The sequence below is a fragment of the Klebsiella sp. BIGb0149 genome (genome assembly GCF_004362605.1).
Lineage (GTDB): Bacteria > Pseudomonadota > Gammaproteobacteria > Enterobacterales > Enterobacteriaceae > Klebsiella > Klebsiella terrigena.
This window is the reverse complement of record NZ_SNYG01000002.1, coordinates 641,832-665,751: the sequence shown is the minus strand read 5'-3', so window position 1 is coordinate 665,751 and position 23,920 is coordinate 641,832. Positions and strand designations below refer to the sequence as shown.

The 23,920-nt window shown below is 52.3% G+C and carries 20 protein-coding genes; 11 read left to right on the top strand and 9 right to left on the bottom strand.

All coding sequences use genetic code 11. The features are described from left to right. Positions 1-297: 297 nt before the first annotated feature. From EDF75_RS09975 to EDF75_RS09965, 3 genes are read left to right on the top strand one after another with little or no spacing between them, the layout of a single operon-like run. On the top strand, positions 298-2,067 hold the full coding sequence (locus EDF75_RS09975) for a type I secretion system permease/ATPase (RefSeq protein ID WP_133598935.1): 1,770 nt from the start codon (positions 298-300) through the stop codon (positions 2,065-2,067). Between the two features lie 53 nt (positions 2,068-2,120). Then, on the top strand, positions 2,121-3,452 hold the full coding sequence (locus EDF75_RS09970) for an HlyD family type I secretion periplasmic adaptor subunit (protein WP_133598933.1): 1,332 nt from the start codon (positions 2,121-2,123) through the stop codon (positions 3,450-3,452). A 5-nt stretch (positions 3,453-3,457) separates the two neighbouring features. Continuing rightward, on the top strand, positions 3,458-4,834 hold the full coding sequence (locus EDF75_RS09965) for a TolC family outer membrane protein (protein ID WP_133598931.1): 1,377 nt from the start codon (positions 3,458-3,460) through the stop codon (positions 4,832-4,834). Positions 4,835-5,249: 415 nt separating this feature from the next. Here the strand turns inward: EDF75_RS09965 and EDF75_RS27060 are convergent, their stop codons facing one another. Next, positions 5,250-5,363: a small membrane protein gene (locus EDF75_RS27060; RefSeq protein ID WP_166646153.1), complete on the bottom strand. Its 114-nt coding sequence runs from the start codon at positions 5,361-5,363 to the stop codon at positions 5,250-5,252. Positions 5,364-5,739: 376 nt separating this feature from the next. Next, the gene (locus tag EDF75_RS09960; RefSeq protein WP_132512183.1) at positions 5,740-6,744 is read right to left on the bottom strand and encodes an NAD-dependent epimerase; all 1,005 of its coding nucleotides are present in this window, start codon (positions 6,742-6,744) and stop codon (positions 5,740-5,742) included. Positions 6,745-7,869: 1,125 nt separating this feature from the next. On the opposite strand from EDF75_RS09960, the gene rfbB reads away from it, so the two are divergent. The 8 genes from rfbB to EDF75_RS09920 all read left to right on the top strand — a co-directional run bounded on the left by rfbB (position 7,870) and on the right by EDF75_RS09920 (position 17,700). Next, the gene (gene rfbB / locus EDF75_RS09955; protein WP_133598929.1) at positions 7,870-8,934 is read left to right on the top strand and encodes a dTDP-glucose 4,6-dehydratase; all 1,065 of its coding nucleotides are present in this window, start codon (positions 7,870-7,872) and stop codon (positions 8,932-8,934) included. Between the two features lie 17 nt (positions 8,935-8,951). Then, entirely contained in the window at positions 8,952-9,821 is an 870-nt protein-coding gene (rfbA, locus tag EDF75_RS09950) for a glucose-1-phosphate thymidylyltransferase RfbA (protein ID WP_133598927.1), read from the top strand. Positions 9,822-9,853: 32 nt separating this feature from the next. Beyond that, positions 9,854-10,744 (top strand): dTDP-4-dehydrorhamnose reductase, encoded by an 891-nt coding sequence (gene rfbD / locus EDF75_RS09945; protein ID WP_133598925.1) that lies wholly within the window; start codon positions 9,854-9,856, stop codon positions 10,742-10,744. Between the two features lie 14 nt (positions 10,745-10,758). After that, positions 10,759-11,313: a dTDP-4-dehydrorhamnose 3,5-epimerase gene (rfbC, locus tag EDF75_RS09940; RefSeq protein WP_133598923.1), complete on the top strand. Its 555-nt coding sequence runs from the start codon at positions 10,759-10,761 to the stop codon at positions 11,311-11,313. Positions 11,314-11,418: 105 nt separating this feature from the next. Next, on the top strand, positions 11,419-12,249 hold the full coding sequence (locus EDF75_RS09935; RefSeq protein WP_133598921.1) for a glycosyltransferase: 831 nt from the start codon (positions 11,419-11,421) through the stop codon (positions 12,247-12,249). A gap of 30 nt (positions 12,250-12,279) precedes the next feature. Then, positions 12,280-13,113: an ABC transporter permease gene (locus tag EDF75_RS09930; protein ID WP_133598919.1), complete on the top strand. Its 834-nt coding sequence runs from the start codon at positions 12,280-12,282 to the stop codon at positions 13,111-13,113. Further along, complete coding sequence (locus tag EDF75_RS09925; RefSeq protein ID WP_133599440.1) at positions 13,103-14,431, top strand: ABC transporter ATP-binding protein; 1,329 nt, start codon at positions 13,103-13,105, stop codon at positions 14,429-14,431. Before EDF75_RS09930 ends, EDF75_RS09925 begins: the two co-directional genes overlap by 11 nt. Then, positions 14,431-17,700, top strand: a complete 3,270-nt coding sequence (locus tag EDF75_RS09920) for a GT99 family glycosyltransferase N-terminal domain-containing protein (protein ID WP_463671424.1) — start codon at positions 14,431-14,433, stop codon at positions 17,698-17,700. Before EDF75_RS09925 ends, EDF75_RS09920 begins: the two co-directional genes overlap by 1 nt. 110 nt (positions 17,701-17,810) lie before the next feature. Here EDF75_RS09920 and hisIE read toward each other — a convergent pair whose 3' ends face one another. From hisIE to hisD, 7 genes are read right to left on the bottom strand one after another with little or no spacing between them, the layout of a single operon-like run. Beyond that, positions 17,811-18,410: a bifunctional phosphoribosyl-AMP cyclohydrolase/phosphoribosyl-ATP diphosphatase HisIE gene (hisIE, locus tag EDF75_RS09915; RefSeq protein WP_133598917.1), complete on the bottom strand. Its 600-nt coding sequence runs from the start codon at positions 18,408-18,410 to the stop codon at positions 17,811-17,813. Continuing rightward, entirely contained in the window at positions 18,404-19,180 is a 777-nt protein-coding gene (gene hisF / locus EDF75_RS09910) for an imidazole glycerol phosphate synthase subunit HisF (protein ID WP_133598915.1), read from the bottom strand. Before hisF ends, hisIE begins: the two co-directional genes overlap by 7 nt. Beyond that, positions 19,162-19,899 carry a 1-(5-phosphoribosyl)-5-[(5-phosphoribosylamino)methylideneamino]imidazole-4-carboxamide isomerase gene (hisA, locus tag EDF75_RS09905; protein ID WP_076945658.1) on the bottom strand — a complete coding sequence of 246 codons (738 nt, stop codon included), beginning with the start codon at positions 19,897-19,899 and terminating at the stop codon, positions 19,162-19,164. The genes hisF and hisA overlap by 19 nt, the downstream gene beginning before the upstream one ends. After that, positions 19,899-20,489 (bottom strand): imidazole glycerol phosphate synthase subunit HisH, encoded by a 591-nt coding sequence (gene hisH / locus EDF75_RS09900; RefSeq protein ID WP_076945657.1) that lies wholly within the window; start codon positions 20,487-20,489, stop codon positions 19,899-19,901. Before hisH ends, hisA begins: the two co-directional genes overlap by 1 nt. Further along, positions 20,489-21,556, bottom strand: a complete 1,068-nt coding sequence (gene hisB, locus EDF75_RS09895; RefSeq protein WP_118842210.1) for a bifunctional histidinol-phosphatase/imidazoleglycerol-phosphate dehydratase HisB — start codon at positions 21,554-21,556, stop codon at positions 20,489-20,491. The genes hisH and hisB overlap by 1 nt, the downstream gene beginning before the upstream one ends. Further along, positions 21,553-22,614 carry a histidinol-phosphate transaminase gene (hisC, locus tag EDF75_RS09890; protein WP_133598913.1) on the bottom strand — a complete coding sequence of 354 codons (1,062 nt, stop codon included), beginning with the start codon at positions 22,612-22,614 and terminating at the stop codon, positions 21,553-21,555. Before hisC ends, hisB begins: the two co-directional genes overlap by 4 nt. Next, positions 22,611-23,915, bottom strand: coding sequence for a histidinol dehydrogenase (gene hisD / locus EDF75_RS09885; RefSeq protein ID WP_133598911.1), 1,305 nt, complete (start codon positions 23,913-23,915; stop codon positions 22,611-22,613). The genes hisC and hisD overlap by 4 nt, the downstream gene beginning before the upstream one ends. Positions 23,916-23,920 lie beyond the last annotated feature (5 nt).

The window sequence follows — 23,920 nt, the reverse complement described above, 5'->3', positions numbered from 1 at the left end:
ATTTAGTTAATCATTTCGAGCGTAATTATATTAAAAAGCGGGAAGGGCGACCTTTCCGCTTTTTTTGTGATAGAGATCTAATTACCTCACCTTTGATTTACCTTGTTTATTATGTGACTTTAAGCTGCGGCATTCTCATTGTTTAAATAATTTTATTTGTGAGCTTGATGTTATTCACTTTTGCTATCTATAGTTAAAAAAAAGTATCTGCCGCCTTGTGGTTGTTGGGGCACGAGAGTTCTCTCAGGTCAGCTAAGGTATGAGCGGCTTAAGGTACACATAAACTAAGGGAAAAAAGTGGATCAATTTATACCGCGCAATGAAATTGCGGATGTTATACGAACTCGCAGCAAAATATTCTGGACGGTGGGCATCTTTACCGCGTTTATCAATATATTAATGCTTGTTCCCTCAATCTATATGCTCCAGGTCTATGATCGGGTGCTCCCTTCTGGCAATGAAATCACGTTGTTGATGTTAACGCTTATCATGCTTGGAATGTTTGGCATGATGGCATTACTTGAGTATGCCCGTAGTATGGTTGTAATTCGCATCGGTGCGCAGCTGGACATGCGCCTGAATTCGCGAATTTATACTGCTGCCTACGAAGAGAATCTGAAGAACAAATCTGCCGATGCTGGGCATATGTTGAATGATTTAACCAATGTGCGGCAGTTTTTGACCGGAAATGCCCTTTTTGCTTTCTTCGATGCCCCGTGGTTTCCTATCTACCTGCTGGTCATTTTTCTTTTTAATCCCTGGCTTGGGTTGTTTGCGTTAATCGGCTCTTTGGTACTGGTTGCACTGGCTATCATTAATGAAATGGTTTCCAAAAAACCGCTTTCTGAGGCCAGTAAACTTGCTTTGCAGTCAGGGAGTCTGGCAAGCACTAATTTGCGCAATGCAGAAGTGATCGAAGCGTTGGGCATGCTACCTAACATAAAAGGTCGCTGGTACGATCTACATCAGAGATTTCTTAATAGTCAGCGCATCGCTAGCGAAAGAGCAACCAGCATTGCGTCAGTGACCAAATTTGTGCGGCTTTCCCTGCAATCCTTGGTTTTAGGGCTTGGCGGTTGGCTGGCTATTGATGGCCATATCACTCCGGGAATGATGATTGCAGGCTCAATTCTGATGGGCAGAACGCTTGCGCCGATTGAGCAGGTGATTAACGTCTGGAAAAGCTGGAGTTCGGCAAAGCTTTCCTATCAGCGTCTGGTGAAGCTACTGGAGCAGAATCCACCGCGAGGAACAAATATGTCCTTGCCTCCTCCACAAGGTGCCGTCGCGGTAGAAAATGTTACCGCAACCCCTCCGGGTTCGCAGGGAGAACCCGTGCTGCACAATGTATCTTTTGCAATCCAACCTGGTGACGTTCTCGGGATTATTGGCCCGAGCGCATCAGGGAAATCAACCCTGGCGCGCCTGCTGGTTGGCATTTGGCCCGTAAGTGAAGGAATCGTTCGTCTTGATAATGCTGATATTTACCAGTGGAATAAAGATGAACTTGGTCCCTATATTGGATACTTACCCCAGGATATCGAGTTATTTGCAGGAACGATCGCTGAGAACATCGCGCGCTTCAGCGAAATTGATGCTGAAAAAGTTATTGAAGCGGCCAAATTAGCTGGCGTACATGAGTTAATACTGAGATTCCCGCATGGCTATGATTCGATCATTGGTAATGGTGGCGCGGGTTTATCCGGTGGTCAAAAACAGCGTATCGGGTTAGCACGTGCTTTGTATGATGACCCGTCGTTGATTGTACTGGATGAGCCAAATTCAAACCTGGATGATGCAGGAGAGCTGGCATTGAACCAGGCCGTTGCGGCGCTCAGGCAACGAAATAAGACGGTTATTTTAATTACCCACCGAACTAATCTCTTATCGATGACCAGTAAGTTGCTGTTGCTGGTTAATGGCAAAGTAAACGCGTTTGGCCCCACCAATCAGGTATTACAGGCTCTGGCAAATGCGCAGAAGGTTCAGGCTGCGCAGCAGCAGGCGGTGCAGGCCGTAAATAGTGATATGCATGAAGGCAATATTCCAAAAACGCAGCTTAATTAAAATGTGAACTTGCCGGTGGAATAAATCCACCATTCGCAGTTGAAGGAGTGGGTATGTCTACACAAGTCAATATGCCGCATGATAATCATAGCGAGCCATTTTCAATGGATGAACGGAGTTATTCCCGGCTTGGTTGGCTAGTAATCGGAGTAGGGCTGTTAGGCTTTTTCTTATGGGCTGGTTTTGCTCCGCTTGATAAAGGTGTCGCGTCACCGGGTTCCGTGACGGTTGCCGGAAACCGCAAAACAATTCAGTCCCCGACCGGGGGAATTGTAAAAAAAATCGACGTCAAAGAAGGGGACAAGGTTAAAGCTGGCGAAGTGTTGGTACAAATGAGTAAGGTTCAGGCACAGGCCCAGGTAGATTCCTTGCAGGATCAGTATTACACCACCCTTGCTACAGAAGGTCGTTTGCTGGCCGAACGAGACAATCTTAGTAAAATCCAGTTCTCAAGCGTATTTGACAGCGTGAAAACACATCCTCGCGTGGCGGAAATTATTGCTCTCCAGATACAGCTTTTCTCGTCCCGCCAGCAGGCATTACGCAGCGAGGTGGATGGATTTAGGCAATCAATCGACGGAATTCGCTTTCAACTCAAAGGACTACAGGATTCTCGTAATAATAAGCAAATCCAGTTGAGCAGTATTCGTGAACAAATGAGCAGCATGAAGCAGCTGGCGGCGGAAGGGTATTTACCGAGAAACCGTTATCTGGATGCCCAACGCCAGTTTGCCGAAGTAAATAGCAGTATTGATGAGACTTTAGGACGCATCGGTCAGTTGCAAAAGCAGCTCCTTGAATCCCAACAGCGGATTGATCAACGCTATGCCGACTACCAGCGCGAAGTCAGAACGCAGCTCGCTCAAACACAGATGGACGTTAATGATTTCAAGAATAAGCTTGAAATGGCTAACTTTGATTTGGGCAATACGGCGATCGTTTCGCCGGTTGACGGCACGGTTGTCGGTCTGAATATATTTACCCAAGGCGGCGTCGTGGGGGCAGGGGATCACTTGATGGAGGTAGTCCCAAGCGAGGCTTCGCTTGTGGTTGATTCCCGGCTCAAGGTTGAGATGATAGACAAGGTCTACAACGGTCTTCCCGTTGAGTTAATGTTTACGGCATTCAATCAGAATAAAACACCGAAAATTCCGGGAACGGTAACGCTAATTTCCGCGGACCGGCTTGTCGACAAAGGGACAGGAGAACCCTATTACCAGATGCAGGTTACCGTAACGCCCGAAGGTATCAAAATGCTACAGGGTGCAGATATCAAACCGGGTATGCCCGTTGAAGTATTTGTTAAGACGGGATCGCGTTCATTGCTGAGCTATTTGTTCAAGCCAATTTTAGACCGTGCTCGTACATCGTTGACTGAGGAATAATCCAGATGCAGGTTAAAAGGCAGATTATGGGTCTGGCCATAAGTTCTTTTGCGCTTATGATGTCTGCACCTGTTTACTCATTAGGCATTTTAGATGCGTACTCTTTGGCTCTGGAAAAAGATCCCCTGTTTCAGGCTGCAATAAAGGAAAAAGAAGCCGGAAATGAAAATGAGAATATTGGCCGGGCAGGTCTTTTGCCGAAAGTCTCGTTAAATTATCAAAATGCGCCACGCAACTGGCAAACTCAGAAGTATCAAAGCAGTGATATCTTTGGGAACGTCAGCGATGTGACTAAACGACAGCAGTACCGTAGTTACGCTGGTTCAGTGATGTTGACTCAGTCCATTTTCGACTATGAGGCGTATGCGAAATATAAGTCAGGTGTTGCGCAATCGCTGATGGCTGATGAAAAGTACCGTGGCAAATATCTCGATCTGGCTGTGCGCGTTATCTCCGCGTATGTTGGTGTGGCTTACGCAAAAGATCAAATAGCGTTAGCACAGGCCCAAAAGGATGCCTATAAAGAGCAGCTGGCATTGAACGATCGTCTGGTGAGCGCCGGTGAAGGTACCATTACCGATGTTGCCGAAACACAGGCTCGCTACAGCCTGGCTGAGGCCCAGCTTATTGAAGCCCGGGATGTCCTCGATGCAGCACAGCGCGAACTGGAAGTGATAATCGGTATTCCCCTCAACCAGCTGGATGATTTGCAGACTTTACGCAAGGGTAAATTCCAGGTATCACCTTTACCCTATACCCAGTTTGTTGACTGGGAGAAAGTGGCGATGGAGCGTAACCCGCAGTTAGCGGCATCGCGTCATGGGGTTGACGCCGCCAGGTATGATGTAGAACGCAATCGTTCCGGTTTTATGCCCCAGGTTCAACTGTATGCCTCTCATTCTGAGAATGACTCAAGTAGCGACAATACGGTAAACCAGAAATATCGCACTGATAGTATTGGGGTTCAGGTGACGATGCCTATCTATTCAGGAGGCGGTGTTGCAGCATCAACCCGTCAGGCGGCAGCTCGTTATGGGCAGGCTAAATATGAGCTGGATGCACAGGTAGGTGACGTTATTAATGACTTACGTAAGCAGTTTAATCTTTGCATTAGCAGCCAGGCAAAGCTCCTTGCCTATGACTTTGCGGTAAAATCGGCGACAACTCAGGTTGAGGCTACTCGCAAGAGCGTGTTAGCTGGCCAGCGTGTAAACGTCGATGTTCTCAACGCCGAGCAGCAGCTTTATGGCGCGCAGAGAGACCTTGCCGAAGCCAAGTACACTTACATCAAAGCGTGGATCTCGCTCTTGAGTGATTCAGGTACCCTGAATGAAAAAAATATAAGTCATGTGGCGTCATATTTTTCGCAGCAAAGGAACTAAGTACGTGCTGCATACTTGCGGTATAAGGTTTCCCTGTTGAGCGAGAGGGATATAGGAATGGGGTTCTATCTGCCAGGCCGTTTGTGGAATAGTTGTATTTCCCCCTCGGCTAATGAAAAAATGTGATGTAGTTTAAAGTCTGTACTCAAATGAGTTGCGGCTGACAAACAGGTCGGATATGTTGAATCTACCTTGTGAAGAGCTACCGTCACTGTGATGTAGATGCTGGAGATAAGCGCCGGAAGGTAAAACGAAGCCTGCAATGCAGGCTTTTTTGTTGTTAAAATTTACGCGTAACCTGTGTTCTATATAATATTCTTTAATAAGTAGCTAATGCTTAACGCTCTGCTGAGAAAATGATTTTCAACGCCCTCGCCCGCTAGTTTGGTCATTAAAGTAAATATCGCCTGTATTATTATTTATGCTTATTAAGCCACGTTCTGGAACTTTTACGATCGTTTAAATAAGAAATTAAAAAGTAAACGGCAAGTAGTATGGCAGCAACAACCAAGAAAAATAAGTTTTCCATATGATCTACCAGAGCGAAGTTACGGGAGTAAATGATTAGCTTGCAATTAAAAGAACGATACAAATTATCTTTATCTCACTAACATAGCTTCTTTCTAAGAAGATTCCTATACGGTAATTGTGTTTTTTTTATGGAGAATGAAAAACTATACTTTCAAAAGAAAACTAGCTCGAGCTGCGGCTCCTTGGTGAAAGTTACAGTTTTAGTCTGCCATAATGAGGTAAGCGCGCTTCTGTTGAAAGAAGGGCCAGGTACTGTGAGTCGAAGATATAAAACTTTCCGCGCCAGTGAACAAGGTTGCGCGTAAGAGGGGAGGAGCGATGCCAGAAGAGAGAACCGCAGCTATGCCGCCGCGGTTGAGAAACTGATTGCCAGATTATGCCTTATAGTAGGCCTTATACCAGTCGACAAAATTCTGCACGCCTTCTTTGACGGTGGTCTGCGGTTTGAAGCCAACAAGATCGTACAGCGGTTTGGTATCCGCGCTGGTTTCAAGCACGTCGCCTGGTTGGATAGGCATCATGTTTTTCTCAGCGACCATTCCCAGCGCTTCTTCCAGGGCGGTGATGTAATCCATCAGTTCAACCGGAGAGCTGTTGCCGATATTGTAAACCCGATATGGAGCCGAGCTGTCTGCCGGAGAGCCATTCTCGACGGTCCACTCCGCGTTCGGCTGCGGGATAACATCCTGAACGCGTACAATGGCTTCCACAATATCGTCAACGTAGGTGAAATCACGCTTCATCTTGCCGTAGTTGTACACGTCAATACTCTTACCTTCCAGCATGGCTTTGGTGAATTTGAACAATGCCATATCCGGGCGACCCCAAGGGCCGTACACGGTGAAGAACCGCAGGCCGGTAGTCGGTATGCCGTAAAGGTGGGAGTAGGTATGCGCCATCAGCTCATTCGCTTTCTTGGTGGCGGCATAGAGTGAAACCGGATGGTCGACCGAGTCGTCGGTTGAGAACGGCATTTTGCGGTTCAAACCGTAGACGGAACTGGACGATGCGTACAGCAGGTGTTCGACCTTGTGGTGTCGGCAACCTTCCAGAATGTTCAAATAACCGATCAGGTTGGAGTCGGCATAGGCATGAGGATTTTCCAGCGAGTACCGAACGCCAGCCTGAGCGGCCAGATGGATCACGCGGTTAAACTTCTCTTCTGCGAACAGCTCTGCGATGCCCTGGCGATCGGCAAGATCGACTTTATGGAAACTGAAAAGGGAGGATTGCAGTAAATCCAGACGCGCCTGCTTAAGATTGACGTCGTAGTAATCATTCATGTTGTCGAGACCAACAACCTGATGACCCGCCTCAAGAAGGCGCTTGCAGGTATGGAAACCGATAAATCCTGCGGCTCCAGTGACTAAAAACTTCATGTTCATCCTCCGGGTTCGTTGTTTCCCGCTATATATAATTGTCGATTTTACACCGGGTTGCCTTAGGGGTCATCTGCTTTCCCGTTACAGGATCTTCATAAAGCGGTCAGAACGGGGCAGCGCTTAAGGAGCAGCGAGCGTTTTTGCGTCATATTTCCTGTATTATTCTCACAAATAGAAATAATTATCATTTGAATGTAGCTTAGCACCATAATAATACCTATAGTTTCTTATACCAATAATTGATGTTCCGCCGATAAAGTACTCAATATGAGACAGAGCGCGCCCTGCTGACTATATTGTTACTGATTATATGATTTCCGAGCATTCCGCCGTTGAATGTTCGTGATTCCTATGCTGATTGAGCCTTTTTTGATTTTTTTAATTACATATCAATTGGTTATGATAGCGCTTTTGAATGGTATAAATAATGTATCCTTATTGTTTACTTTTCACATGAATTGATTTGCCATGCTTTTTGATTTTTATTCTTAGTTACCAGCGTTATAATGCGCGGATAATCTATGCGTCGCAGGAGTGTTGTTTTTCAGGGTAACGCTTCCTCAGAACATCCGATGAGTCGTGTGACAAACCCGGAAATGGATACTCTTTATCTGGGGGGAAGAATATGAGCAATGTGCTGGAACGTTGCGTCAGTTTGGCTACCCTTGATGCTTTAGTGATGCATACAGCAGCTTTACTGGCGCGTGCAGTCGGCTTTCAACGACCGTACTGGTAATGTTGGTGAACCCTTGAGCTTGCTAAATGAGAAAGTCCCGATAGATAGCCGGCAGCAAAACGGGGAGAGTAGCGCTCGCGCATCTACTGCCCGGTTGTGCGGCATAGGGCCTGAAAACAGAGATATGGTTTCCGAGATATATCTCTGTTTTTAGTTGTTTATCGCGGATCTGTCAGTCTGTTTCGTTTGTGGCAGCAGAACGCAGCGCAAAGGCCAGCCGTCAGGTAGCAGCAAGAGCATGCTGTGACCGACTGGCCAGAGCCATAATCATGAAAGTAGTACAGCAGCGTTACGCGCTTTGGTTGCGATAGCCAATGGCGGTAGCGTGCCTGAAATTTATGATATATGTTGATTAACATATAACTATTTGAAAAATGAGATAAAGTATGAAGATCCTTGTTACGGGTGGCGCGGGTTTTATCGGTTCCGCCGTTGTTCGTCATATTATTGAAAATACCCAGGATGACGTTCGCGTCGTGGACTGCCTGACGTATGCGGGTAATCTCGAGTCTCTGGCATCCGTTGCCCAAAATGAACGCTATTCGTTTTCACGCACGGATATCACCGACGCGCAGGGGATCGCCGGGCAGTTCAGTGAGTTTCAGCCTGATATCGTGATGCACCTGGCGGCTGAAAGCCACGTTGACCGCTCTATTGACGGCCCTGCAGCCTTTATCCAGACTAACCTGATCGGCACGTTTACGCTGCTTGAGGCAGCGCGTCACTACTATCAGTCGCTGAACGAAGCGCAGAAACAACGCTTCCGCTTCCACCATATCTCCACCGATGAAGTCTACGGCGACCTGCATGGCACCGATGATCTGTTTACGGAAGAAACCTCCTACGCACCGAGCAGCCCGTACTCGGCCTCGAAAGCCGGTAGCGATCATTTAGTGCGCGCCTGGAATCGCACCTACGGACTGCCGGTGGTGGTCACTAACTGCTCGAACAATTACGGTCCGTATCACTTCCCGGAAAAACTGATCCCGCTGACTATTCTCAACGCGCTGGCCGGCAAACCGCTGCCGGTCTATGGCAACGGTGAACAGGTCCGCGACTGGCTGTACGTCGAAGATCACGCGAGAGCACTGTATAAGGTCGCTACCGAAGGGCATAGAGGCGAAACCTACAATATCGGCGGCCATAACGAGCGTAAAAATATCGATGTGGTCAGAACCATCTGCGCCATCCTTGATAAAGTGGTGGAGCAGAAACCGGGCAATATCAGCCACTTTGCCGATCTTATTACCTTTGTCAAAGACCGCCCGGGCCATGACCTGCGCTACGCTATCGATGCGGCCAAAATTCAGCGCGATCTCGGCTGGGTGCCGGAAGAAACGTTCGAAAGCGGCATTGAAAAAACGGTGCACTGGTATCTGAACAATCAGACCTGGTGGCAGCGCGTGCTGGACGGCTCCTATGCCGGCGAGCGTCTTGGTCTGAATAACTAATTAAGGTGGATTGCAGAATGAAAGGTATTGTTCTGGCCGGCGGGTCCGGCACCCGCTTGTACCCGATTACTCAGGGTGTGTCGAAACAGCTGCTGCCGATTTACGACAAGCCGATGATTTACTATCCGGTTTCGGTGCTGATGCTTGCCGGTATTAGGGATATCCTGATTATCACCACGCCGGAAGATATGCCGGCGTTCCAGCGTCTGCTGGGCGATGGTTCGCAGTTTGGCGTCAATTTCTCCTATGCAATCCAGCCGTCCCCGGACGGTCTGGCGCAGGCCTTTATCATCGGTGAAGAGTTTATCGGAGATGATTCCTGCGCGCTGGTGCTGGGCGATAATATTTACTTCGGGCAAAGCTTCGGTAAAAAGCTGGAAGCAGCGGCCAGCAAAACGTCGGGCGCCACCGTCTTCGGCTACCAGGTTCTCGACCCTGAACGCTTTGGCGTGGTGGAGTTTGATGAAAACTTCAGGGCGCTGTCGATCGAAGAGAAGCCGCTGAAGCCGAAATCAAACTGGGCAGTAACCGGCCTCTATTTTTATGACAACGACGTCGTAGAGATGGCGAAGGAAGTGAAGCCTTCCGCGCGCGGCGAGCTGGAAATTACCACCCTTAACCAGATGTATCTGGAGCGTGGCGACCTGCAGGTTGAACTGCTGGGACGCGGTTTTGCCTGGCTTGATACCGGTACCCACGACAGCCTGATGGAAGCCTCTCAGTTCATTCATACCATTGAGAAGCGCCAGGGCATGAAAGTGGCCTGTCTGGAAGAGATAGCCTTCCGGAATAAATGGCTGTCTGCCGAAGGGGTTGCGGCTCAGGCCGAGCGGCTGAAGAAAACGGAATATGGCGCTTATTTGAAACGTCTGCTCAATGAGCGTTAACCGTCTGCCGACCAAATACAGGGTATGAATTAATGAAAATTTTACTTATTGGCAAAAATGGTCAGGTTGGCTGGGAGCTGCAGCGCTCGCTGTCCACGCTGGGTGAGGTGGTCGCCGTTGACTATTTCGATAAGGAACTATGCGGCGATCTGACGGATCTTGCCGGGATTGCGCAAACCGTCCGCCAGGTTAAACCGGATGTGGTTGTCAATGCGGCCGCGCATACGGCGGTGGATAAAGCCGAAAGCGAGCGCGAGCTATCCGATCTGCTGAATGAGCGGGGCGTGGCGGTTCTGGCGGAGGAGTCGGCGAAGCTGGGCGCCCTGATGGTGCACTACTCCACCGACTATGTTTTTGACGGAGAAGGCGAGCATTATCGCCCTGAAGACGAGGCAACCGGGCCGCTGAACGTTTATGGCGAAACCAAGCGCGCCGGTGAACTGGCGCTGGCGCAGGCGAATCCTCGTCATCTGATTTTCCGTACCAGCTGGGTCTACGCGACGCGTGGGGCCAACTTTGCCAAAACCATGCTGCGCCTGGCGGGCGAAAAAGAGACGCTGTCGATTATTAACGACCAGCACGGCGCGCCGACCGGTGCCGAGCTGCTGGCTGACTGTACCGCCATCGCCATTCGTGAAGCGCTGCGTAACAGGGCGGTTGCCGGAACCTATCATCTGGTGGCCAGCGGTGAAACCAGCTGGTATGACTATGCCCGCTTTGTCTTTGATATCGCGCGCGCCAACGGAGCTGAGCTGGCGATCAAAGAGGTCAACGGGATCCCGACGACGGACTACCCGACACCGGCTAAACGTCCGCTGAATTCCCGCCTGTTGAATGAGAAATTCCAGCGGGTATTTGGCGTAACGCTCCCGGACTGGCGCCAGGGCGTTGAGCGCGTTGTTGTTGAAGTTTTAGGTAAGTAGGTAAATACAAAAGCATGAATATTATTAAAACAGACATTCCTGAGGTCTTAATCTGCGAGCCGAGAGTCTTTGGCGACGCGCGCGGGTTTTTCTTTGAAAGCTTCAGCAGCAAGATTTTTGATGAGGCGGTAGGTCGCAAGGTTGAGTTTGTGCAGGATAACCACTCGCAGTCGCAGAAAGGCGTGCTGCGCGGGCTGCACTATCAGCTGGCCCCGCATGCGCAGGGTAAACTGGTGCGCTGCGTTGAAGGTGAAGTGTTCGACGTTGCCGTCGACGTACGTCGCTCATCGCCGACGTTTGGTCAGTGGGTTGGGGTCGTGCTGAGCGCGGAAAACAAGCGTCAGCTGTGGATCCCGGAAGGGTTTGCACACGGATTTATGGCGCTGAGCGAGACGGTGCAGTTTGTCTATAAAGCGACCAACTACTACGCGCCGCAGTCGGAGCGCAGCATTCTCTGGAACGATCCGGAAATTGGCATTGAGTGGCCTGAGCTAAGCGGCTGCGCGCTTTCATTGTCAGAGAAAGATATGCAGGCTCATACTCTGGCGACAGCTGAAGTATATGCCTGACCTTGAGTCATTTGTAGATTTGATATGCTTAACGCATCCTCTTTTATTCATCAAGAATTATAATAATAATTAAATAGCAATGTTTACTCTAAAGGTAATAGATTCATGACTTATGAAGCAATGAAGCCGAAGATAATCGCTTCTATTGTATTATTTAATCATTCCTATGATGATATTAAAGATACGTTGATCTCGTTATGTCATGAGAGTGGTGTTGAAAAAGTTGTCTTAATTGATAATGGTGGATGTCAGTGGGTTACAGAACTGAGCGAACCGAAAATTAGTTATATCAAATCTCCTTATAACTGCGGGTTCGGTGCTGGTCACAATCTGGCAATCAAAGCTAATACTGATTTTGATGGTTATTTTCTGATTTGTAACCCGGATGTTAGTTTTGACAGAGGCGAGCTGGATAAATTATTGTCCTTTGCCTGGGATAACCAGTTCCCCTTTGTCTCGCCTAAAATTCTCTATAAAAATGGAGACCGGCAATACAGCTGTCGCTTACTGCCCACGCCGGTTAATCTGTTTTTAAGGCGTTTTTTACCCACCACTGCGCTGAAGTTTGACGTTGAGTATGAGCTGATGGATGCCGAGTACGATAAGGTCTTCTCTCCGCCTTCTGTCTCCGGCTGCTTCATGCTGCTAACGAATAGTTTGCTCCAGAAGCTGAATGGGTTTGATGAGCGTTACTTCATGTATTTAGAAGACGTCGATCTATGTCGCCGCGCGCTGCCGTTCACTAAGCTATATTATTTTCCGGATGCGACAATTATTCACCTTTTCAATAAAGGGTCATATAAAAGCAAGCTGTTGCTTTGGTATCATGTTCGCTCTGCGATTTCCTACTTTAATAAGTGGGGATGGTTTTTTGACCGTAAGAGGCATGCGTACAATAAAAAGGCGCTGCTTGAAGTTCCCCGGAAGCCAGGTTGATTGTTCAGATAATTTTATTACGAGTTTAAAATGAAAAACCCGCATCAAAAACTTTCATCATCACCCGTAGAGATTGCACGTAGTATTTTTGGCCATCGCGGGATCATCCTTCAGATGGCTAAACGGGATGTCATCGGAAGATACAAAGGATCGGTGATGGGCCTGCTTTGGTCCTTCCTGAATCCACTATTCATGCTAACCGTATATACCTTCGTGTTCTCCGTCGTGTTCAAAGCTCGCTGGTCCGCCGGTGGCGATGAGAGCAGAACGCAGTTTGCGATAATCCTGTTTGTCGGTATGATCGTGCACGGTTTCTTCAGTGAGGTCATCAATAAGGCGCCACTGATCATTCTTAGCAACACTAACTATGTTAAAAAGGTCATATTTCCGCTTGAAACCTTGCCGGTGATTTCCCTGCTGGCGGCTCTTTTCCATACCTGCATCAGCCTGTTCGTTCTGCTGGTGGCCTTTGTGCTTTTTAACGGCTTTTTGCACTGGACGATTGTGTTCCTGCCGTTGGTTTTCTTCCCGCTAGTCATTTTCTGTCTTGGCTTATCGTGGATCCTCGCCTCATTGGGCGTTTTCCTGCGCGATGTCAGCCAGACTACGGTGATTATCACCACCGTCATGATGTTCTTATCTCCGGTATTTTTCCCGATTAGTGCCTTGCCTGCGAAATATCATATTTGGATTATGCTCAACCCGCTGACCTTTATTATTGAACAAGCCCGAAGCGTTCTGATTTGGGGCGGTATGCCTAATTTCCTGGGTCTTTTACTCTATTCCATCGGCGCCGCAGTTGTCGCCTGGCTGGGTTTTGTCTTCTTCCAGAAAACAAGGAAGGGATTTGCTGATGTCCTCTAATGAAATTGCTATCCAGGTCACTAATCTGAGCAAATGCTATCAGATCTACGCCAGTCCGACCGATCGTTTAAAACAGTTTTTTGTGCCAAAAATTCAGCAGGTTGCCAGAAGAGAGCGCAACTGCTACTTCCGCGAGTTCTGGGCATTAGACGATGTCTCCTTCAGCATCAAGAAGGGCGAAACCGTTGGTATTATCGGCCGTAACGGGGCGGGTAAATCGACGCTTCTGCAAACGATCTGCGGAACCTTAACGCCTTCTGCGGGAGAAGTCCGGGTCAACGGGCGTATTGCCGCCCTGTTGGAGCTCGGTGCTGGCTTTAACCCCGAGTTTACCGGGCGTGAAAACGTCTATATGAACGGTTCGGTGCTGGGGTTAACGAAAGAGCAAATTGCGGCGAAGTTTGCTGAGATTGAAGAGTTTGCCGACATTGGCCAGTTTATCGATCAGCCCGTGAAGACTTACTCCAGCGGGATGTACGTGCGCCTGGCTTTTGCCGTTCAGGCCTGTGTAGAACCTGAGATCTTAATTGTCGACGAGGCGTTGGCGGTTGGCGACATTGGCTTCCAGTACAAGTGCTATAAGCGGATGGAAGCGCTGCGTGCGAAGGGTGTAACGATCATTATGGTGACCCATTCGACCGGCAGCATTCTTGAATATGCAGACCGCTGTCTGGTGATGGAGCACGGTAAGCTGATTGGCGATACCACGGATGTGCTGGCCGCGGTTCTGGCCTATGAAAAAGGGATGATCCTTGCTAACGGGAGCGAGAAGCCAGCCGCAAGCCGCACTGCGGACCAGGGTTCAGCTGAAGAAGTTAGCGTCGAAGAGCTGAAAGCCATCCAGCTGCGCACCACCAATGAGGCCACTGGCGAGAAGCGCTTCGGCAGCGCGCGTGCAATCATTGAAGATCTGACGATTTATAAATCGGATGGCACTACTCTGGCCGAAAAGCCGCTGATTAAATCAGGCGAAGAAGTGACATTTGATTTTACCATTCTGGCTAGCGAAGAAATTAAAGATATCGCGTTAGGGATCTCCATGTCGAAAGCACAGGGGGGAGATATCTGGGGAGACAGTAATATCGGTGCCGGTTCAGCAATTACGCTGCGACCCGGCCGCCAGCGCATCGTGTATAAAGCGACGCTGCCTGTTAACTCGGGCGATTATCTCATTCACTGTGGCCTGGCCAAGGTTGGCAACGGCGATCGGGAAGAACTCGATCAGCGCCGTCCGATGATGAAAGTTAAATTCTGGTCTGCAAGGGAGTTGGGTGGTGTGATTCACGCTCCGTTGAAAATTGTTTCGAATGGAGAGTAATGATGCTGGCTGTATTTTTACCTCCCTATCCGTTCAGGGGGCTTAAGGCCCCTTATTTATGGATGTTTTATAAATATCTGCACTGCGCAACGGATAGCCTTCTGTTTATTACCGGTGAGGATTATCTCAGCGTTACTGATGATGAAGCTCAGCGCGAACGCTGGGAATTTGATCCGGCGTCGATGGCCTCGCTTGGCTATGAGCTGCCAAATGCGCAAAGCATGGCGCGTCATGAGTACCTGACGCTCGATAGCGCCTTCTACGAAACGCTGCTTTCTCGTCACCATCACGATCCGATTAAATCATTCTCGGCGTTCCTGACCGAGCGGATCCCCGACCTGGAAACAGAGCTGCACGCTTTGCTTGACAGCAAAAAGGGCATAGTTGACCAGATCGACACTTTTATCTCTATCTGCAACTGTCCTTCCCTGGAACATGTCGCCAGGACGCTGGGGAAAGAGGTGATGCACATCGAGATTGGCCCGCTGCGTGCACCGATGTACCGCAACACTGCCTATCTGGACTTTGCCGGCGTCAATGGCGGGACCGAAGCCAGCGCTCGCTATGAAAAATGTCAGGCCGAGTTCGATATCAAGGCCTCGCTGGGCGATTTGCACAACTATTTTCTTGAGGTTTTACCGCCCGCAGAAGCGGCCACTCATTCTGCGGCCGGCGTCGTGCTTCAGGTTGAGGATGACTCCAATCTGATCGCCTACAATCACGACTTTACTAACATTTCGCTACTTTCGTACGTTCGTCAGCGCTATGAAAAAGAGGACATCCTGGTGCGCGCGCATCCGGGTAGCCTGTTCCGCTTAAGGGACGACGTTTTTACAATCGATGACTCAGCCAATAGCCTTGCCTTCATTAATCAGTGCAACGAAGTCTTCACCATTAACTCAAGCGTCGGTCTTGAGGCAATATTAACCGGAAAGAAAACGACGGTTTTAGGTGACTGCTCTTATGCCTTTATCAATGAATTAGACGAAGCCTCAGCCACGGTCAATGCTGCCGCGTTTTACCTGTTCTCGTATCTGGTTCCTTTCGACCTGATTTTTAATCAGGAGTACCTCAAATTCAGATTGAGCCATCCGGAAGAGCGCGAGATTGTCGGCAAGCATATTGAATTTTACTCAGCCGATATGCCGGGTAGCCTTTCGCAGGCCGTGCATAGCCTGTCATCATTGATAAATGAAGCCATTTCCCAAGACAAAGCGATGAGAAAGATTTTAGAAAACTCCCTGCAGGAACATAACAAACAGCTCGACCTGTTAAAAAACCAGCTGGCTGCAGAAGCGGCCGAACGTGAAAAGCTCGCGGCTACCCTCGCGCAGCTGCAGGATAAGGTTGAGGTTGCGGCGCACGCCAAAGCCGGCCTGATGTCGGCTGTGGAAACGAAGCAAGAAGAGATCAACCGCATGCGTAACAGCCTGTCATGGAAGCTGACCATGCCGGTACGCATGTCGGGCCGAATTTGCCGCGGTGAATTTTCTACGATAAGGGCGATGACTCGCTATCATGCAACCTCGGGTAACGGGACGCTATCGCGTTTCCTGCTCTCCGGCGGGCTGTTGTCAAAATCGAAGTATAAAACCGCGCTGCGCCTCATTATGTCCGGTAACTGGAAAGGGGCTGCGGACGGTTTTAAACGCGTGATCAACCGCGCGGCGACGGATTCCGCGCCGGCGGCGGCGTTCCTGGATAACGGCGATGTGCGTATTCTCGCAACGCAGCACACACTATTCGTTGCTCATCTTATCGAGAAGAGTCTGCTTGAGAATGGCCTTACTGCGCAGGTCAGTACGTCATACGTTGAGGAGCATGACAGCGGTCAACTGCATATCGTCGTCTGCCCGCAGATGTTTAAGCAGCTGCCTAAGCACTATATTGCTTTCCAGATGGAGCAATCGGTCAACTCAAGATGGTTTACCGAGGAGTATTTTGCCCGCTTGAATAACGCGGTAGCGATATTTGATTACTCGCTGAAAAATATCGAATACCTTCTCCAGCAGGGAATTCCCTATCAGAAGCTGTTCTATATGCCGATCTCCAGCTATGCGGACTATCCCGCTTATCTCACGCAGATCGGCTATGACCTGAGCGAGCGCAAGGGCGATAAGGCCGCTGACGTTTTATTCTACGGCGATCCCAATTGCGAACGTCGTAAGGCGTATCTGCAGGAGCTGAAGAAGCATTTCAACGTCACCGTCGCTTCCGAAGTGTTTGGTGACCGGTTGACCAAAATGGTCAAGGACGCGCGGGTTGTTATTAATATCCATTACTATGAGGATGCGCTGCTTGAGACGACGCGTTTGTATGAAACGCTGTCATTAGGCACGCCGATCGTGAGTGAAAGCAGTGCGGATATTGAAGAACATCAGGACCTGCAGGGGGTGATTGATTTCTGCCCGGTTGGCGATATTCAGGCGATGGTAGAAAAGCTCCGGACGCTGCTGTCTGATGAGCAGCACTACCGTGAGAAGCGGGCGGACATTGCGCGCTTCACCGCTGAAGATAAGAAAAACAACGTCTATCTGAAACGTTATTTGCTGTCGATTGATAAGCTCACGTTCTCACAGTACGAAAGCAGCTACGTCTTCGATGATATCGAGGAAAGCGATATTCCGCGTCTGTGTCTGTCGCTGTCGGAAACGCCGGTGCGTAGAAAGGCCTTCTTTAAAAGTCCTTCCCACGGATTCAGCTTCTTTGACGGTATTCGCTACCGTATTGGCTGGATTGGCTGCGGGATGAGCTATAAATATATGCTTTCCAGGATGCTGGCCAGCAGGGCGAAAATGGGCATTATCTGTGAAGATGACGTTATCTTCCCGCTCGATTACGACCAGAAACTCAATAAGATTATCGACCACCTGCAGGCCACTGAGATCAAATGGCATATTTTTGCCGGTATCATCGCTCACCTTCATGACGATACCAAAATCATTGATGTCAGGGAGATTGACGGTATCGAATACGTCTACATCGATAAAATGACCAGCATGGTGATGAATATTTACTCCCGCAGCGGGATGGAGTTGATCTCTAATTGGGATGAAACGAACATCGATGCTGAGACCAATACTATCGACCGCTACGTTGAATCGGCGGAAGATCTGGTGGTTGTGACTACGGTTCCGTTCCTGGTGGGCTATGCGGAAGAGCAGCAGTCTACGCTGTGGGGCTTTGAAAACTCGCAGTACACCTCGCTGATCAAGGCCAGTGAAGAGCTGTTGGCGAAGAAGGTCGCGGAGTTTAAGCGCAACCGCTAGCCATCGTCGACGGCCTCAGATGCCGCATAGCAAAAGGCCGGAAGCTGAACGGGATCCTTCATTAGGATTGTTCAACTTCCGGCCTTTTTTATGCCTTAAATCCGTCAGGCTTACTGATGACGGCTTTTTAAGTTGGCGATGATGTCTTCCAGAGAGAGCTCCTGATCCTGCAGCAGCACCATCAGGTGATACATCAGGTCCGAGGCCTCGTTCTTCAGCTCAAACCGGTCATGCACCGTGGCGGCCAGCGCCGTTTCCACGCCTTCCTCGCCAACCTTCTGCGCAATGCGCTTGGTGCCGCTGGCGTACAGCTTCGCGGTATAGGAGCTCTCCGGGTCGGCGTGTTTACGCTCGGCCAGCAGCTGCTCCAGCTGATACAGGAACAGCCACTGGTGTCCCGCTTCGCCGAAGCAGCTGGACGTGCCCTTGTGGCAGGTTGGGCCAATCGGATTAACCAGCACCAGCAGGGTATCGTTGTCGCAATCCGGCGTGATACTCACCACGTTGAGGAAGTTGCCGGAGGTTTCGCCCTTGGTCCACAGACGCTGTTTAGTGCGCGACCAGAAGGTCACCTTTCCGCTCTCTTCGGTCTTCGCCAGCGCTTCCTGATTCATGTAGCCAAGCATCAGCACTTCGCCGGAAATAGCGTGCTGTACGATGACCGGCATCATGCCGTCGGTTTTTTGCCAGTCCAGCTGTTCAGTTAACATACCCTAATCTCCACGCCCTGTGCTGCCAGGTACGCTTTTAGTTCACCAATATTAATAATCTGCTTGTGGAACACCGACGCGGCCAGCGCGCCGTCGACGTTGGCGTCGCGGAAGGCTTCAAGGAAGTGTTCCATCGTGCCGGCGCCGCCGGAGGCGATCAGCGGCACGTGGCACACGGCGCGGACTTTGCTCAGCTGCGCAAGATCGTAGCCGTTACGCACGCCGTCCTGGTTCATCATATTCAGCACGATCTCTCCGGCCCCGCGCTTCTGCACTTCCTCTACCCAGTCGATAGTTTCCCACTGGGTCACCCGGGTGCGGGCTTCGTCGCCGGTGTACTGATTAACATGATACTTGCCGGTATCGGCGTCGAACCAGGTATCGATACCCACCACGATGCACTGCACGCCAAAGCGATCGGCGAGGCGGGTAATCAGCGTCGGATCGGCCAGGGCAGGGGAGTTAATCGAAATCTTGTCTGCACCAAAAGAGAGGATCTGCGCCGCGTCTTCCAGCGATTTAATCCCGCCGGCGACGCAGAACGGAATATCGATAACTTCCGCCACCCGGGAAACCCAGCTTTTATCGACCACCCGACCGTCGCTGGAGGCGGTGATATCGTAGAAGACCAGCTCATCCGCGCCTTCGTCGGCGTAGCGCTTCGCCAGCGGGACGATATCGCCGATGATTTCATGATTACGGAACTGCACGCCTTTCACTACCTGGCCGTCGCGAACGTCGAGGCAGGGGATTATCCGTTTTGCCAGCATTGAATGGCCTCCGTTACGTTGAATTTATCTTCCAGCAGGGCGCGCCCGACAATGACGCCGCGAACGCCGGTTCCGCGCAGCGCGGCGATATCGTTAAGATCGCCGATGCCGCCGGAGGACTGGAACGCGACCTGCGGATAGCGAGCGCACACCTCTTCATATAAAGAGACGTTGGAACCGGCTAAGGTGCCGTCGCGGGAGATGTCGGTGCACAGCACGTGCTGCAGGCCAACCGGCAGATAGCTTTCCACCAGCTCCTCAAGGGTTACCCCGGAGTTTTCCTGCCAGCCGCTGACCGCCACCTGCTTATTACCTTCTGCATCGATACGTACGTCGAGCGCCAGCACCAGATGCTGCGGGCCGAAACGTTTGAACCAGCCCTTCACCGTCTCCGGCGATTTCACCGCCGTAGAGCCTACCACCACGCGCGCGACGCCGGCATCGAGCAGGGCCGCGACGTCCTCTTCCGTACGCACGCCGCCGCCGACCTGTACCGGTACGTCAACGCCGGCAACCAGCGTTTTGAGCAGCGCAATCTGACGCTTTTCGGGATCTTTCGCGCCGGTCAGGTCGACCAGGTGCAGTACTTCCGCGCCCTGGGCGGCGTAGGACTGCAGGCGCGGCAGCGGATCGTTACCGTAGTCGCGCTGCTGGCCGTAATCGCCCTGGTGGAGGCGGACTACCGTGCCGTCAATTAAATCTAAAGCCGGAATTATCATCACATCTCCAGGAAATTTTTCAGCAGCTGGGCGCCGGCGCTGCCCGAGCGCTCCGGGTGGAACTGCACGCCAAAAAAGTTATCTTGCTGTACCGCGGCGGTGAACGGCTCACCGTAGTTGCACTGGGCGATGGTGTGCGGATTGACCGGCATCGCGTAGCTGTGGACGAAGTAGAAATAGGCCCCGTCCTCGATGCCGCTGAACAGGCGATTCCCCGCTTTCGGGTACACGCGGTTCCAGCCCATATGCGGCAGCGGCAGCCCGTGGTCGGTCATCTTCGGCACGTCTTCGTCAATAATGCCCAGCAGATCGACGCCGTTGCTCTCTTCGCTGCGGCGGCCAAGCAGCTGCATGCCGAGGCAGATCCCCAGCACCGGCTGGGTGCAGGCCTTCACCAGCTCAATCAGCTCGCGGTCGCGCAGCTGGTCCATCGCCGCCTGGGCGGTGCCCACGCCGGGTAAAAACAGCTTGTCGGCGCGCAGCACCACGTCCGGATCGCGGCTCACCGCCGGCTGATAGCCGTGGCGGAGAATTGCCGACTTCACCGAATTGAGGTTGGCGCATCCGGTATCGAGGATCACCACGTTCATTACAGCACCCCTTTCGAAGATGGCAGCGTGTCGCCCTGGACGCGGATAGCCTGACGCAGCGTGCGGCCAAAGGCCTTAAACAGGCTCTCGACGCGGTGATGGTCATTCTTCCCTTTGGTTTTCAGGTGCAGCGTCACCGCCATGGTGTAGGAGAGCGAGCGGAAGAAGTGCTCCACCATCTCGGTGCTCAGATCGCCGACGCGCTGATAGGCAAAATCGGCCTTATATTCGAGGTGCGGACGCCCGGAAATATCCAGCGCGCAGCGGGCCAGGCACTCGTCCATCGGCAGCACAAAGCCAAAGCGATTGATGCCGCGCTTATCGCCCAGCGCCAGCTTCAGCGCTTCGCCCAGCGCCAGGCCGGTATCTTCCACCGTGTGGTGATCGTCAATATAGAGGTCGCCGCCGACGTTAATCTCCAGGCGGAAGCCGCCGTGGGTGGCTATCTGATCGAGCATATGATCGAAGAAGCCGACGCCGGTGTGGATTTTGCTGCCGCCTTCGCGATCCAGCCAGACCTTCACATCGACCTGGGTCTCTTTGGTGATGCGCTCAACGTGGGCATAGCGGTCGCGGCGGGTGAGCTGCTCGCAGATGGTCGGCCAGTCGAGGGTCTCGCGGTCGTAGCGCAGGCCGATAATGCCCATATTTTCCGCCAGCTCGATGTCGGTGGCGCGATCGCCGATGACGTAGCTGTTGGCTTTGTCCAGCACGCCTTCTTCCAGCCACGGCAGCACCAGCTGGGTTTTCGGCTTGCGGCAGTCGCAGCCTTCCGTCGGCAGGTGCGGACAAATCAGCACCTCTTCAAAGTTCACGCCCTGGGAAGCAAATACCTGCATCATCAGGTTGTGCGGGCCGTCAAACTCATCCTGCGGCAGGCTGTCGGTGCCCAGACCATCCTGATTGGTGATCATCACCAGCCGATAGCCTTCCTGCTGCAGCTTCAGCAGCGCGGGGATCACCTGCGGCTCAAAGGCCAGCTTTTCAAAACGGTCTACCTGAAAATCAACCGGTGGCTCGGAAATCAGCGTACCGTCACGGTCAATAAAGAGAAACTTCTGGGTCATACATTCTCCGCAGTCAAAGCGTCAATCACGCGCTGGCTCTCTGCTCGGGTACCGATAGTGATACGCAAACAGCCGCTTAATGAGGGTTGTTTATTCTGGTCTCGTAAGATAATGCCCTGATCCCACAAAGATTTAAATACCGCGCTGGAGGCTTTGAAGCGCACGAGCACGTAGTTGGTCTCGGAGTCGAACACGCGTTCAACGCAGGCGATGTTGCGCAACTGGCCAACCAGGTACTCACGCTCGTCAACGATCTGCGCGACGCGTGCGCGCATGGCGGCAATACCCTGCTCGTTGAGCGCCTGGGCGGCGATATCGGCGACCGGGGTGGAGAGCGGGTAGGGGGCGATAACCTTCATCAGCAGGTTGATCACCTCGGCGTTGGCCAGCGTAAAGCCGCAGCGCAGGCCGGCGAGCGCAAAGGCTTTCGACAGCGTGCGCAGCACCACCAGGTGCGGATAGTCGCTCAGCCAGCCGGCCAGCGTCGCCTGCGGGCAGAATTCGATATAGGCCTCATCGGCCACCACGATCGCCTTGCCGCGGGTCATCTCCAGCAGGGCGCGCAAATCGTCCGGGTTAATTATCTGCCCGGTTGGGTTGTTGGGGCTGCAGACGAAGACCACCTTTACGCCGTCGAGGCTGGCGGCAATGCCCGGCAGGTCGAGCTGCCAGTCGCTCAGGCTTGGCACCGTCCGGCAGGTCACGCCGATAGTCTCGGCGCTGACGCTGTACATGCCGTAGGTTGGCGGGCAGTAGAGCACCGCGTCCTGTCCCGGCTCGCAGAAGGCGCGGATCAGCAGCTCAATACCCTCATCGGCGCCGCGGCTGACCAGCACCTGCTCGGGCTTAACCCCGGCATAGCGGGCGTAGTTCTCAATCACCGCTTTCGGCTGACATTCCGGATAGCGGTTGAGGGTCTGCTGGGTCAGCTGAAACTCAACCGCGGTCGGGAATTCGTTGGCGTTCAGCCAGACGTCGCCGTTACCGCCCAGGCGGCGAGCAGACTGGTATGGCGTCAGGTCACGGACGTTAGCGCGGGCTAAATCTTCGATGCTCATGCTTGCTCCTTAAGCGCTGCAACGCGCAGCGTAACGGCATTTTTGTGGGCGGTCAGGCGCTCGGCGGCGGCGAGAATTTCAATCGTTGACGCCAGGGCGGAAAAACCTTCGCGGGACAGCTCCTGCACCGTCATGCGCTTCTGGAAATCCGCCAGGCCGAGGCTGGAACAGGTAGAGGTATAGCCGTAGGTCGGCAGCACGTGGTTGGTGCCGGAGGCATAATCGCCCGCCGACTCGGGCGACCAGTCGCCGAGGAACACCGACCCGGCGCTGGTGATGCTGTCAACCAGCTCGCGCGCCCTGCGGGTCTGAATAATCAGGTGCTCCGGGCCGTACTGGTTGGAGATCTCCACGCACTGCGCGAGATCGCGCGCCACGATAATGCGGCTGGCTGAGAGCGCCTCGCGCGCGGTTTCCGCCCGCGGCAGCTCCGCCAGCTGGCGCTCAACGGCCTGGGCGACGCGGCGGCCCATTTCAGCATCCGGGGTCAGCAGAATAACCTGCGAATCCGGGCCGTGCTCGGCCTGCGACAGCAGGTCTGAGGCCACGAAGTCCGGCGTCGCGCCGCTGTCGGCAATTACCAGAACTTCTGACGGACCGGCGGGCATGTCGATCGCCGCGCCGTCGAGACGCTGACTGACCTGACGCTTAGCCTCGGTAACGAAGGCGTTACCCGGGCCAAAGATTTTGTCCACTTTGGCAATTGATTCGCTGCCGAAGGCCAGCGCCGCAATCGCCTGCGCGCCGCCGACGTTGAAGACGTTACGCACGCCGCACAGCTGGGCGGCATAGAGAATTTCGTCGGCAATAGGCGGCGGGGAGCACAGCACCACCTGCTGACAGCCGGCGATGCGCGCCGGCGTTGCCAGCATTAATACGGTAGAGAACAGCGGCGCCGAGCCGCCGGGAATATAGAGGCCGACGGAGGCGATGGGGCGGGTGACCTGCTGGCAGCGCACTCCCGGCAGCGTCTCAACGTCCACGCCCGGAAGCTGCTGGGCGTTGTGGAAGGTTTCAATATTGCGTACCGCAACCGCCATCGCCTGCTTGAGCTCGTCGCTCAGGCGCTCGCCGGCGGCGGCAATCTCTTCGTCGCTGACCTTCAGCGCCTTGACGTCGGTCTTATCAAACTTTGCGCTGTACTCGCGCAGCGCCGCGTCGCCGTTTTGTTTAACGTTATCAAGGATCTCAGCAACGGTGCGCGTGATGCTGTCGGAAGCGGAAATTGCCGGGCGCATTAATAGTTGTTGCTGTTGTTCGGCGCTACGGCTATTCCAGTCGATGATTGTGTTGAAGCTCATGATCG